Raw genomic sequence first — 12889 nt, forward strand, 5'->3', positions numbered from 1 at the left:
CTCGGTACTCCTTCTCCGGAACCGCCTACCGGGTTAGCTGACGGGTTCGGGCGGAAGGGGACGCCCTACCGCAGTGGACTGCGGATTCACCCCGGCGTACCTGGGTCCCCGGCTCGCCCTGGGTGGGCGACTCGGCGGCGTCGGCCGTTACCGCCCGGGTTGGGCGGACCTGCTGCCGGCCGACGGTTCATCAGCGTAGAGAGGCACCTGTCGATCCGCAACGGAGTGACCCGTGACACTCCGTCTCACGTTCGCTCACTCGCCTGAGATGAGGCGAGTCCTGTTCGGATTCCACCGGGGACCCGGGCGACACGACGACCGAGGCCCCCGGCGGTGCCGGGGGCCTCGGTGCGGGGGTACCGGAGGGGTCAGCCGGGTCGACGGAACCCGGCGACCGGCATGTGGTTGATGCTGGACACGTTGACCGGTTTTCCGGCCCGGGGCGCGTGCACCATCAGGTCGTTGCCGATGTACAGGCCGACATGGGACAGGTCGCTGAAGAAGAAGACCAGGTCACCGGGGCGGGCCTCGCTGCGCGGGATCGCCCGGCCCTGGTTCCACTGGGCACCGGTGAAGTGGGTCAGGCTGATCCCGGCGGCCCGGTACGCGTACTGGGTCAGGCCGGAGCAGTCGAAGGAGTTCGGCCCGGTGGCCCCGAACACGTACGGCTTGCCGACCTGGGCACAGGCCGTCCGGATGGCGATCCGGGCCGCCTCGGTGACCACCCCGTTGACGGTGGGGCAGTTCGTGGCCTTCACGACGGTCTTCGGCATGGCCGCCTGGAGCCGCTTGATCTCGGCCTCGATGCTCTTGCGCTTCTCGGCGAGTTCCTTCTGCTGCTTGCTCTGCGTGGTGACGAGCGTGTCGAACTTTTCCTTCTCGGTGTTGTACTTGGCCTGGACGGCCAGCACGCCCTCGATCTGGCGGCGCTGCTCGGAGGCGACCCGGTCGAGCATGGTGAGCTGCTCGCCGAGCTGGCCGGGGCGGCTGTTCACCAGCACCGCGCCCAGCTCGTAGGAGGGGCCGATGATGTAGTACCGGGAAGCCAGCTCACTGATCCGGTTGAGCGCCAGCTCACTCTCCAACTGCAGGGGCTGGATCTTCTTCTCCAGCTCCGCCGACTTGCGGCGGTTGACCCTCAGTTCGGAGCGGACCTTGTTGTACTGCTCGATGGTCGGTTCGAGCTTCCGCCACTCCTTGTCGATCTTGGCTTCGATCTCGTCGACCGTGGGCTCCGCGTGGGCCGGGACGGCGAACACCCCGACGCCGACGAGCACCGCCGCGCAGAGTGTGAGCAGACGGGTCAACGCCCGGCGCGCGCCACGGGTGCGGGCGGGCAGTTCCGGGACACGACGATGAGGGGGCAGGCTCGCCACCGGCACCGACTCCTTTGCCGACGACCGCCGGGCGCCTCGCGAGGAGGGGAGGGCGAGACAGAGGATCCACAAACGGCCGGTGCCCAACATTAGGGAAAGCAAGCGGCCTCGGCAAGGCGAGGTTTTTCACCATTACCGGTCCGCTGTCGCTTGCGTACCAACGGTATTCGAATTCTGTGGAGCGACGCACATCGATAGGGAGAATTCGGTCGAGCCGGCCGCCCCGCCGATCCGGTCCCGGACCCGCGACGGCGGTGGCGCCCCGCGCGGGGTGCCACCGCCGTCGTCCGTCCCGGCGGTTCTCCGGGTACGCGCTCAGCCCGCGACGGGCTCGTTCTCCCGGCCCGTGGCCGGCTGCTCGGGCTTGACCGAACGGAGCAGGACGCTGGCCACGTCGACCACCTCGACCTGCTCGCCGGCCCCCTTGCCGTTCACGCCGTCGGTGAGCATCGTCGAGCAGAACGGGCAGCCGACGGCGACCGTCTTCGCCCCGGTGGACATGGCCTCCTCGACCCGGTCCACGTTGATCCGCTTGCCGATCCGCTCCTCCATCCACATCCGGGCACCACCGGCGCCGCAGCAGAACGAGCGCTCGCTGTTGCGCGGCATCTCGATCAGCCCACCGTCGCCGGTGCCGGCCGCGCCGCCGCCGATGGCGCTGCCCAGCACCTCGCGGGGCGGGGCGAAGACCCGGTTGTGCCGGCCCAGGTAGCACGGGTCGTGGTACGTGACGCCGCCGTCGACCGGCTGGACCGGGGTCAGCTTGCCGGTGGCGACCAGGTGCGCCAGGAGCTGGGTGTGGTGCACCACCTCGAACTCACCACCGAGCTGGCCGTACTCGTTGCCCAGGGTGTTGAAGCAGTGCGGGCAGGTGGCGACGATCTTGCGCTTGGCCTTCTCCCGACCCTCGAACGCCTCGTTCAGGGTCTCCACGTTCTGCTGGGCCAGCATCTGGAAGACGAACTCGTTGCCGATCCGGCGGGCCGGGTCGCCCGAGCAGGTCTCCCCCTCGCCGAGGATGGCGAAGGAGACGCCGGCCTCGTTCAGCAGGGTGGCGACCGCCCGGGTGGTCTTCTTGGCCCGGTCCTCGAACGCGCCGGCACAACCGACCCAGAACAGGTACTCGAAGTCCTCGACCTCACCGACCCGGGGCACCTCGAAGTCCAGGCCCTTGGTCCAGTCCTCCCGGGTGTTCTGCGGGGCGCCCCACGGGTTGCCCTTGTTCTCCAGGTTGCGCAGCATCACGCCGGCCTCCGAGGGGAAGCTCGACTCGATCAGCACCTGGTATCGGCGCATGTCGACGATGTGGTCGACGTGCTCGATGTCGACCGGGCACTGCTCGACGCAGGCCCCGCAGGTGGTGCAGGACCAGAGCACGTCCGGGTCGATCACGCCACCGGCCTCGGCGTCACCGATCAGCGGCTTCTCCGCCTCGGCCAGCGCCAGCACGTCGACGTGCGCGAGCTGGGCGGCGGTGGCCTTCTCCTCGCCGGTCAGGTCCTTGCCACCGCCGGCCAGCAGGTACGGCGCCTTGGCGTACGCGTGGTCGCGCAGGCTCAGGATCAGCAGCTTCGGCGACAGCGGCTTGCCGGTGTTCCAGGCGGGGCACTGCGACTGGCAGCGACCGCACTCGGTGCAGGTGCTGAAGTCGAGCAGGCCCTTCCAGGTGAACTGCTCGACCTGGGCGACCCCGAACTGGTCCTTCTCGGGGTCCGCCTCCTCGAAGTCGAGCGGCTTGCCCTCGCTCGTCATCGGGCGCAGCGCGCCGAGGCCGGAGCCGGCGCCGACGGGGTCGCGCTTGAAGAAGATGTTGGGGAACGCCAGGAAGCGGTGCCAGGCGACGCCCATGGTGACGTTCAGGGAGATCACGATGACCCAGATCATCGAGATCGAGATCTTGACGAGGGCGGCGACGCTGACGCCGGTCTCCCAGCCGGGCAGGGCGGCGCCGACGGCGTGGCTGAGCGGGGTCGCCCAGGCCGGGTACTCGAAGTGGTCGGTGGCGACCTTGAAGCCCCGGATGACGAAGCCCATGATCAGGACGCCGAGGACGACCGCCTCGACGAAGTACCCCTGCCACATGGTCGATCCGGTGAACCGGGACCGCGCGCCGGGCCGGTTCGGCCGGTTCCGCAGCCGGATGCCGATCAGCACCACGATGCTGACCAGGCCGAAGATGCCGATCCACTCGGTGACCAGGCCGTAGACCGCCCAGCCGCCGATCAGCGGCAGGCCGCCGGTCGGGGAGACAACCTCGAAGTACGCCTCCAGCACCAGCAGCGACAGGACGATGAAGCCCAGCATCACGAACCAGTGCGCCGCGCCCACCACGCTCCAGCGGAGCATCCGGGTGTGGCCGGCGGTCTCCAGGAGCATCGCCCTGGTCCGGGCGCCCTTGTCGGTGGAGCGCGACGGGTCGGGCTGACCCAGCCGGATGACGGCCGTCATCTGCTTGACCGCGCGTACCGCAAGCCACACCGCGACGGCGGTGATGGCGGCCGCGAGGATCGTGGTGACGATCTGGACGCTGCCCATCGAGTTGGCCTCCCGGGTCTGCTGCCTGTCGAGCGGCTCGGCGACCGGTGGGACAGGTCAGCGGGGGACCAGCGGCGGCACGCCGCTCCCGCAGATCCGACCCGTTCGGCCGATGACCTCGCTCCGCTCGGTCATGCAGTGCAGCCTACGCGCAAGGTTACTCATCGGTAACGTGAGGCTCCTCGCACCTGACGGGCCGCGCCGCCCTGCACACACCTTAAGGCGCGTTCAGCCTTCGTCGCTGGGCAGGGGTTACGTGGCCGGGATGCACCCGGCGGGCCGGTGCCGCCGCCGTCCCCCGACGGCCGGCACCAGAGGTCCCGAGGGGCGTCAGCGCCAGCGGGAGAGCACGATCAACGACGCGACCATGGCGCCGAACCCGACCGCGAGGTTCCAGTACCCCCACGACATGACCGGGTACTCCTGCTCGGAGAGGTAGTACACGACCAGCCAGCCGATGCCGAAGACGATCAGCGAGACCGCCGTGACCGGCAGCCAGACCGGGCTAGGCTTGCTCCGCGCCGCAGCCGTCGCCGCCGTCGGACGGACGTCCGTCGGCGGGGTGTACACCTTCTTCTTGCGAACCTGAGACTTGGGCACGACGCTCTCCAGAGGGGGTGACGACCTCGTCCGGCCTGACAACCGGGCGCGAGGGCGACGGTCCATGGCCAATAATGTTTCGACAGCTAGCGTAGTGCCGAAGACCCGTCCAAGCCACGAATGGGGCCACTCCACTGCTAAGAGTGACCGAATTATGGGGGACTGTTCGGGTCGACAGGCCGACCAGCGGCCCGCGTCCCGGCGGGCACGACCGATCGATCACGGGGAAGGTGGGGCTCGGTGGAGTACACATCCGGCGCGGCCTCCTGGCAGAAGGTGCTCCGGCGCGCCGTCGTCGGGCTGCTGCCACGACGGCCACGGCAGCGACGGCCGGGCTGGTCCATCGGCGTACCCGTGATCGCCGCCGCGGCCGGGCTGCTCTTCACCACCACCGCCACCACGGCCGGCGGCACCGCGCTGCGGGAGGACCGCCGCCCCGAGCTGACGCAGGTCATCGAGGAGCGCCGCGAGCAGGTCGCGGCGAGCGAGCGGCGGGCCGCGGAGCTGCGCGCCGACGTGGAGAACACCACCGGTGCCCTGGCCGGGTCGGACACGCCGATCGCGGAGCAGCGTAACCGCGCCGAGGCCAGCCGGGAGACCGCCGGCTTCACCGCGCTCACCGGCCCCGGGATGACGGTCGAGCTGAACGACGCCCAGCGGCTGGGCGACCAGAGTCTGCCCGATGGGGTGAGCAACGACGAGCTGGTCGTCCACCAGCAGGACGTCCAGGCGGTGGTGAACGCGCTGTGGGCCGGGGGCGCCGAGGCCATGTCAATCATGAATGTCCGCGTGCTGGCTACCAGCGCGGTACGCTGCGTCGGTAACACCCTGCTGTTGCACGGCCGGGTGTACTCCCCACCGTTCAAGATCGTAGCAATCGGCGATCCGGCCGCACTCCAGCAGGCCCTCGCCGGCTCCAAGGGAGTCCGGTTGTTCAAGGAAGCGGTCGACGACTACCAGCTCGGCTACTCGGAGACCGTCTCCACGGTCACCGTGCCGGCCTTCGAGGACTCGACCGCGCTACGCTCGGCCCAGGTCGACCGGTGAGCCGCCTGCCGGACGACTGGCGGGACGAGCGCGACCCCCGCCAGCACGGGCCACGCGAGGACTCCACCGCGTTCCTGCCCCCGGTGAACCGTCCCGACCCGCAGCCGACGGCCCGCGTACCGTCCGGCCCCTGGCCCGCCCCGGTCCCGCAGGGCTCCGCCGGCCCGTGGCCGGCTCCGGTCCCCCCGTCCCGCCCGACCGGCCCCCAGCAGGGCCCCCGCCCGGCCGGCCCGCACCAGGACACCCGGTCGACCGGTCCTCAGCAGGGCAACCGCCCGGCCGGCCCCGGATCGGGCACACCCACGCCCGAGCTGCGGCCGGGCGCGCAGACCGCCGACCCCCGGCACGTCACCGCCGCCGGCCCCCGGAGCGTGACCGCCGCCGACCCTCGGCAGACGGCCGGCGACTCTCGGGGCGCGGCCGCCGATCCCCGGCCGGGGCCGGGCGTGGCCGACCCGCGCCAGGGTAACGGCCTCTGGGCTGGGCCGGCGGCCCCGCCGGAGCCCAGCCGCCCCGGCAGCCAGCACGGCCGCCCCGCCGACCAACTCCGTCCCCCGACTCCCCACCTGCCCGACGGGCGGCCCGCCGGTAACGGAGCCTGGCCGGGTGCCGCCCCGGGCGGGCCGGCTGGCGACGCTGGCGGCCACCCCGGCGCGCCGGCCGCTCCCGGCGCCGGAAGCCACGGCAACGATACTTACGGCAGCGGAACCCACGGCCGAGCCGAGGCCGCCGGCCGCCCCGAAGCCCCCGGCCGAAGCGATCTCCACGGTCGCCCTGAGGCCCGCAGCCACTCGGAGGCGCACAACCGGCCCGAGCCGCAAGCCCGGCCCGAGCCGCAAGGCTGGCCGCAGGGACCCGGCCAGGCCCCGCAGCACGGCCAGGCCCCGCAGCACGGCCAGGCCCCGCAGCACGGCCAGGCCCCGCAGCACGGCCAGCATGAGCCCCACCGGCAGCCCGAGCCGTCGAGCCGACGGGAGACCCAGGGCACGACCGCGGGCCCCGGCCGGGCCGGTGGGCCTGCCGGGGCGGGTGCCCCGCCCCCCTGGTCCGGTCAGCAACGCTCCGAGCAGCCGGCCGCGCCGCGTCACCCCGCCGCCCCGGCGACCGGCGGGCCCGGGTACGCCGCCGGCGGCTACCCGGACGGGGGCGGTCAGGGCGGAACCCCGCAGTCAGCGACCGGGGCGGGCCAGCGGCACGGTCCCGAGGGCCCCGGTCCGACCGGGCCGGGGAACATGGCGAACGGCGCGCAGGCCCACCAGTCCGACCGGGGCGCGCCGCCCTGGGGCGGCGACCCGCGTTCCGACCGTTCCGCCCCGAACGGCCAGCACACCGACCGCGCCGGCTGGCGTACCGCCCCCGGCACCGACCGGACCGCCCCGGGCACGGACCGGACCGGCTGGGCCGAGGGCCGGGAAGGCGACCAGCCCGCCTGGGCCGGCGGCACGGGCACCGACCGCCCGGTACGGCACGGGGGTCCGGAGACGGAGCAGCCCACCTGGGCCGGCGGGTCGAACGCGGACCGGGCCGGCTGGCCGGCTGGCCGGGACGGCGACCGGGCCGACCGGCGCGGCGGCCCGCACGAGGGCGGGTGGAGCCAGCGCGAGGACGGCCGGTCGACCGCGCCGGCCTGGCCGACCGCCCACCGGAACACCCCGGACGCGGGCCGGACCAGCCTGGAGGCGGGCCGGGCGGTAGACCCGGGGCGTACCGGTGGACCGGCCGGCCCCAGCGACGGGCCGACCGCCTTCATCACGCCTCTCGACAGCCGCGACCGGCAGCCGGGAGAGCGACCTGCGGCGACCGGCAACATTCCCGGCCACTCCGGCCCAGCCGGATTCGACGCACCCCAGGCCGCCCCCGGCGGCGGTGCGCGACCGACCGCCCCCGGCGGAGGTGACCGACCAGCCGGCCCCGGCCCCGGCGGCGGTGACCGGCCGGCCGACCCGGCGGCCACCGCGGTCATCCCGGCGGTCGCCAAGGCCGGGACGCACGGTTCCGGACGTACGCCGGGGCACGGCCCGCAGCGCGAGCCGGCCCTCGACGCGACCGCCCTGATGGGGGCGGTGCCCCGGGTGGAGCGCAGCGGTGACCCGGTCGGCTCCGACGCCGATGGCCCGGCCGAGGAGCCCCGCAGCCGCCGGGGCGAGCGGGTCGTCCAGCTCCGCCCCGAGCAGACCGGGGACAGCTACAAGAGCGTCTACTCCGAGCTGACCCGACCCACCTTCGGCTCCCGACTGCGGACCGGCATCCGCTTCTCCGGTGAAGTCCTGATCACCTTCGGCCTGGTGGTGCTCCTCTTCGCCGGGTACGAGATCTGGGGCAAGTCGGCGATCGTGGACGCCCACCAGAACGACCTCTCCGCGCAGCTCGCGCAGGAGTGGGGCCCCAGCGGGGACCCGACGGTCGCCCCGTCGGCCAGCCCGTCGAGCGGCCCGTCGGCCGCCGCCACCCCGAAGCCACCGGTGCAGGGCCGGCCCATCGCCGGCCTCTACATCCCGAAGCTGGACAAGAGCTGGATCGTGGTCGAGGGGGTGGGCCAGAAGGACATCCGGTACGCCCCGGGCCACTACCCGGACACCGCCCTGCCCGGCCAGGTGGGGAACTTCTCGGTCGCCGGGCACCGCAACCGGGCCACCTTCTGGCGGCTGGACGAGCTGAACAACGGTGACGTGATCGTGGCGGAGTCGAAGACCAACTGGTACGTCTACCGGGTCTCCCGCAACCACATCGTGAAGCCCTCGCAGGTCGAGGTGGTGGCCGCGGTTCCCGGCCGGCCGGACGCCAAGCCGACCAAGGCGATGCTCACCCTGACCACCTGCAACCCCAAGTTCGACAACTACGAGCGACTCATCGTCCACGCCGAACTCGACCGTACGATGGCCAAGTCGGAAGGGCGCCCGGCGGAGCTGGGAGGCTGACCGGTGTACGCGTGGATCTGGCGCAGGCTCCCGTTCGGGCTGCCGGGGAAGCTGATCGGCAGCCTGATGCTCGCCACGGCGACCGTCGCTCTGCTCTGGTACGTGGTGTTCCCCTGGGCCGAGCCGTTGCTGCCCTTCGACGACGTGCAGGTCGAGCAGCCCGCCGGGGAGCCCGGTGGTGGCCCGGCCGGCGGTGACCCGGACCTGCCCGGCGACGACGACGCGCCGGCCGGCGACGAGCACGACCTGCCGTACGACACCGATCGCAACAACACCCCGCCCCCCACTCCGGACCGGTGACGACGATGCGTGTACTGGTGATCGACAACTACGACTCGTTCGTCTTCAACCTCGTGCAGTACCTCGGCCAGCTCGGGGTGGAGTGCGAGGTGCGCCGCAACGACGAGATCGACGTCGCCGAGGTGGGGCGGCTCGGGGCGGGCGGGATCCTGCTCTCTCCCGGGCCGGGCAGCCCGGACCGGGCCGGCATCTGCCTGGACGTCATCCGCCGGTACGCGGGCGAGCTGCCGATCTTCGGGGTGTGCCTGGGGCACCAGGCGATCGGGGAGGCGTTCGGCGCCACCGTGGCCCGCGCACCGGAGCTGCTGCACGGCAAGACCTCGCAGGTCGAGCACCGCTCGGTCGGGGTGCTGGCCGGGCTGCCGGACCCCTTCACCGCGACCCGGTACCACTCGCTGGCCGTCCTGCCGGAGACCCTGCCGGAGGAGCTGGAGGTCACCGGCTGGACCGGATCCGGGGTGGTGATGGCGATGCGGCACCGGACGCTGCCGATCGAGGGCGTGCAGTTCCACCCCGAGTCGGTGCTCACCGAGGGCGGGCACCTGATGCTGGCCAACTGGCTGGCGAGCTGCGGTCACCGGGACGCCCTCGACCGGGCCCCGGAACTCGCCGCCGAGGTCGACGCCCGCCGACTGGCCGCCTTCGCCACCGTCTGAGCCCGACCCCTCACCCGACCGCCGGAACCGGCACCGCCGGCCCGGCGGTGCCGGGTCGCCGACACCGGCCGTCGCGCCGACCGCCGGTGTCGGCGACTGGCGGGCCCGACACCGGTCGGTCGGCTCAGTCGGTGAAGCGCACCGCCGGGGAGATCGGCGACGGCCGGCCGCCGCCCTCACCACCGCCCCCACCGTCGCCGTCACCGGGATCGTCCGGGCTGCCGGTCGGGTCCGGCGGCTCCGGGCTCTGCGAGGACGGCTCGGGTTCGGGCTCCTCCGGCACACTGATCTCGATGGTCACCCGGCTGCCCGTCTTCAGGTTCTGGCCGGCCGCCGGGCTCTGCCCGCTGACCCGGCCCGCCTGGTCCGCCGGGACCTCCTCGCCGTCGACGGCCCTGACCTCGTAGCCGGCGCGTTCCAGCTCCCGCTCGGCCTGTTCCCGGGTCAGCCCGTTGACGTTCGGCACCTGCCGGATGTTGCCCCGGGAGACCTCGACCACGACCTCGGTGCCCTCGGCGACCTTCGTCCCCTCGGTCGGGGTGACCTTGACGACCGTCCCCTCCCGCTCGCCGCTGTCGACCTTCTTCTCCTCGACCTCCAGGCCGCGCTCGTCGAGCTGCTGCTCGACGTTCTCGAAGGTCGAGCCGACCAGGCCGTTCGGGATGGTCACCTCGGGCTTGCCGCCGCAGACCCGGACGGTCACCGTCTGGTCCCGCTCCAGCCGGGTGCCCGGCGGGGGGGCCTGCTCGGCGACGGTGTTCTCGTTGCAGGTGCTGTTGAAGACCGGCTCGCCGACCACCGGGTTGAACCCGGCGTTGCGCAGCTCGGCGACCGCCTCGGCCTGCGCTTTCCCGGTCAGGGTCGGCACCGCGATCCGGGGGTCCTCCACCTCGCGGTTCTGCATGAGGGCGGCGACCAGGGCGATCACCGCCAGCACCCCGACCGCGGCGAAGACCGCGATCAACCAGGACGAGGTCCGCCGCCGCTGCGGGTCGCCGACCCGGGCGGCCGGCGCCTGCCGGGTCGCGGCGGGGCCGACGGCCGTCGGGTACCCGGCCGCGGCGCCGTGCGGCACGACGTGGGTGGCCTCCTCCTCCCGGAGCACGGGAGTGGCCAGCACCGGCCGGCCGGCCGCCGCGCGGAGCAGGTCCGCCCGCATCTCCCCGGCACTCTGGTACCGGTTGAGCGGGTTCTTCGACAGCGCCTTGAGCACGATCGCGTCGACCGCCGGGGTCACGTCCGGGTTGATGTCGCTCGGCGTCGGCGGCGTCTCCCGTACGTGCTGGTACGCGACGCTGACCGGGCTGTCCCCGACGAACGGCGGGTGCCCGCAGACCAGCTCGAAGAGCACGCAACCGGCCGCGTACACGTCGGAGCGGGCGTCGACGGCCTCGCCGCGCGCCTGCTCCGGGGAGAGGTACTGCGCGGTGCCGATGACCGCGCTGGTCTGCGTCATCGTGGTGGCACCGCTGGCCAGGGCGCGGGCGATGCCGAAGTCCATCACCTTGACCTGCCCGGTCAGGGTGAGCATCACGTTGCCCGGCTTGATGTCCCGGTGGATGATGCCGTGCCGGTGGCTGAACTCCAGCGCGGCGCACATGTCGGCGCAGATCTCCAGCGCCCGGCGCGGCTGGAGCCGGCCCTCGGCGCCGAGCACCTCCTTGAGGGTCCGCCCGTTGACGAACTCCATCACGATGAACGGCAGGGTCTCGCCGGTCGGGGCGGTCTCCTCCCCGGTGTCGTAGACCGCGACGATCGCCGGGTGGTTGAGCGACGCGGCGTTCTGCGCCTCCCGGCGGAACCGCATCTGGAACGTCGCGTCCCGGGCCAGATCGGTACGGAGCATCTTGATCGCGACATCCCGACCGAGCCGCAGGTCACGACCGCGGTGGACCTCAGCCATGCCGCCGTAGCCGAGCAGCTCGCCGACCTGGTACCGGCCACCGAGCAGGCGGGCCTGCGCTGTCATCGCGTCTGTCGTCCTTCGCTCGTCGTCGTCTCGCCGAAGCTGGCCGGCAGGAGCCCTTGCACCCGACGGTACGGCGTCGGGACCAGATCGTCGCGTTCCCCGACGACGGCCACACCGGATGTCACGCCCGGTGTCCCCGGCCCCACCGGCAACGCCTGGTTACGAATGTAGGAAACCATGCCGGAGCAGAGCAGGACCAGCGCGGCCAACAGGATGACGATCAGTACGCTCGCCGAGTGGGACCGGCGGGGCTCCGGCGGGGCCGGCGGCCGGGCGTACCCGAGCGGACGGCCGGGCGGCACGGCGGAGGCGCCGCGCGGACCCGGCTGGAGCACCTGCGGGTGGGGCGGGGGCAGGGCGACCGGCGGACGCGGCGCCGAGACCGGCGGCGGGGCGGAGATCGGCGGGCGGGGTGGCTGCGCGACCGCCGGTGGGTGCGCCGGCGGGGCCGGCGGCCGGGCCACGATCGGCGGCCGGGGCTGCGGCAGCGCGGCCGGTGGGCGGGGCGGCCGGGCGACGGGCGGCCGGGCGACGGCGGGCGGCCGGGCCACCGTCGGCGGACGGGGATGCTGGCGGGGCGGTGCGGGCACCTGGGCCCGCCCCGGGCCGGCCGGCGAGGCCGGCACCCCGGAGATCGGGCCGGCCGACCCACCGCCCCGGTTCTGCTGGGAGAGCGCCTGCTTGGCCTGCCGGGCCACCCCGGCGAGGGCGGCGGCGCTGGACCACCGGGCGGCCGGGTCCTTGGCCATGGCCCGTTCGACGATCGACCGGACCGGGGGCGGGATGTCGCCGGGCAGCGGCCGGGGGGTGTCCCGGACGTGCTTCATGGCGATCTCCAGCGGGTTGTCCCCCTCGAACGGCCGCCGCCCGGCCAGGCACTGGTACGCGACCACGCCGAGGGCGTACACGTCGGAGGCGGCCGTGGCGACCGCGCCGGTGGCCTGCTCCGGCGAGATGTACGAGGCGGTGCCGAGCACCGAGCCGGCGGCGGTGAGCTGCCCCACCAACTCGGAACGGGCGATGCCGAAATCGGTCAGCACCAGCGTGCCGTTCGGGCGGACCAGCAGGTTGCCCGGCTTCACGTCCCGGTGCACGATGCCCTTCTCGTGGGCGGCGTGCAGCGCGTCGGCGGCCTGCGCGACCAGGGCCATCGTCCGGGCCGGGGTGAGCCGGCCGACCCGGTTCAGGGTGGCGGAGAGCGCGTCGCCCTCGACGTACTCCATGACCAGGAAGGCGATCTGCTGGTCGCTGCCGAAGTCGTAGACGTCCACCACGCCGGGGTGGTTGATGGTCGCCATGGTGCGCGCCTCGCCCCGGAACCGCTCGGCGAAGCCCGGCTCGTCCAGCAGGGCGGGGAGCAGGCTCTTCACCGCGACCGTACGGCCGAGGACCTGGTCGATGCCGCGCCAGACGTCGCCCATGCCGCCGCTGGCGATCCGCTCGTCGAGACGGTAGCGGTTGCCGAGCTGGACGCCGGGGCTGAGCATG

Annotated in this window: 9 protein-coding genes and 1 riboswitch; of the genes, 4 read left to right on the forward strand and 5 right to left on the reverse strand. The window is 73.4% G+C overall.

Annotated features, from left to right (window positions below; genetic code table 11):
- Positions 1–6: 6 nt before the first annotated feature.
- A riboswitch (cyclic di-AMP (ydaO/yuaA leader) is annotated at positions 7–147 on the reverse strand.
- Positions 148–368: 221 nt separating this feature from the next.
- The 3 genes from ACQUFX_RS25170 to ACQUFX_RS25180 all read right to left on the reverse strand — a co-directional run bounded on the left by ACQUFX_RS25170 (position 369) and on the right by ACQUFX_RS25180 (position 4511).
- Positions 369–1382 carry a C40 family peptidase gene (locus ACQUFX_RS25170; protein WP_428962735.1) on the reverse strand — a complete coding sequence of 338 codons (1014 nt, stop codon included), beginning with the start codon at positions 1380–1382 and terminating at the stop codon, positions 369–371.
- A gap of 309 nt (positions 1383–1691) precedes the next feature.
- A complete protein-coding gene (locus ACQUFX_RS25175) occupies positions 1692–3911 on the reverse strand; it encodes a (Fe-S)-binding protein (protein WP_428962736.1) in 2220 nt (739 codons plus the stop codon).
- Between the two features lie 330 nt (positions 3912–4241).
- A complete protein-coding gene (locus tag ACQUFX_RS25180; RefSeq protein ID WP_428962737.1) occupies positions 4242–4511 on the reverse strand; it encodes a cell division protein CrgA in 270 nt (89 codons plus the stop codon).
- Positions 4512–4751: 240 nt separating this feature from the next.
- Here ACQUFX_RS25180 and ACQUFX_RS25185 point away from each other — a divergent pair, with 240 nt between their 5' ends.
- From ACQUFX_RS25185 to ACQUFX_RS25200, 4 genes are all read left to right on the forward strand, one after another.
- On the forward strand, positions 4752–5558 hold the full coding sequence (locus tag ACQUFX_RS25185) for a DUF881 domain-containing protein (RefSeq protein WP_428962738.1): 807 nt from the start codon (positions 4752–4754) through the stop codon (positions 5556–5558).
- A gap of 1232 nt (positions 5559–6790) precedes the next feature.
- A complete protein-coding gene (locus ACQUFX_RS25190) occupies positions 6791–8476 on the forward strand; it encodes a class E sortase (protein WP_428962739.1) in 1686 nt (561 codons plus the stop codon).
- A 3-nt stretch (positions 8477–8479) separates the two neighbouring features.
- A complete protein-coding gene (locus ACQUFX_RS25195) occupies positions 8480–8776 on the forward strand; it encodes a hypothetical protein (protein ID WP_428962740.1) in 297 nt (98 codons plus the stop codon).
- A 5-nt stretch (positions 8777–8781) separates the two neighbouring features.
- Positions 8782–9432 carry an aminodeoxychorismate/anthranilate synthase component II gene (locus ACQUFX_RS25200; protein ID WP_067372331.1) on the forward strand — a complete coding sequence of 217 codons (651 nt, stop codon included), beginning with the start codon at positions 8782–8784 and terminating at the stop codon, positions 9430–9432.
- Between the two features lie 124 nt (positions 9433–9556).
- On the opposite strand, the gene pknB is transcribed toward ACQUFX_RS25200, so the two are convergent.
- Together pknB and ACQUFX_RS25210 are read right to left on the reverse strand one after the other, a co-directional pair.
- A complete protein-coding gene (gene pknB, locus ACQUFX_RS25205; RefSeq protein WP_428962741.1) occupies positions 9557–11401 on the reverse strand; it encodes a Stk1 family PASTA domain-containing Ser/Thr kinase in 1845 nt (614 codons plus the stop codon).
- Positions 11398–12888, reverse strand: coding sequence for a serine/threonine-protein kinase (locus ACQUFX_RS25210; protein WP_428962742.1), 1491 nt, complete (start codon positions 12886–12888; stop codon positions 11398–11400). Before ACQUFX_RS25210 ends, pknB begins: the two co-directional genes overlap by 4 nt.
- Position 12889: the final 1 nt, after the last annotated feature.

This window comes from Micromonospora fluostatini (assembly GCF_050410825.1).
Taxonomy (GTDB): domain Bacteria; phylum Actinomycetota; class Actinomycetes; order Mycobacteriales; family Micromonosporaceae; genus Micromonospora; species Micromonospora rosaria.

Coding starts and splice junctions, on each gene's coding strand:
- ACQUFX_RS25175 (WP_428962736.1), bottom strand. CDS start 3,911: ATGGGCAGCGTCCAGATCGTCACCACGATCCTCGCGGCCGCCATCACC.
- ACQUFX_RS25190 (WP_428962739.1), top strand. CDS start 6,791: ATGGCGAACGGCGCGCAGGCCCACCAGTCCGACCGGGGCGCGCCGCCC.
- ACQUFX_RS25200 (WP_067372331.1), top strand. CDS start 8,782: ATGCGTGTACTGGTGATCGACAACTACGACTCGTTCGTCTTCAACCTC.
- pknB (WP_428962741.1), bottom strand. CDS start 11,401: ATGACAGCGCAGGCCCGCCTGCTCGGTGGCCGGTACCAGGTCGGCGAG.
- ACQUFX_RS25210 (WP_428962742.1), bottom strand. CDS start 12,888: ATGCTCAGCCCCGGCGTCCAGCTCGGCAACCGCTACCGTCTCGACGAG.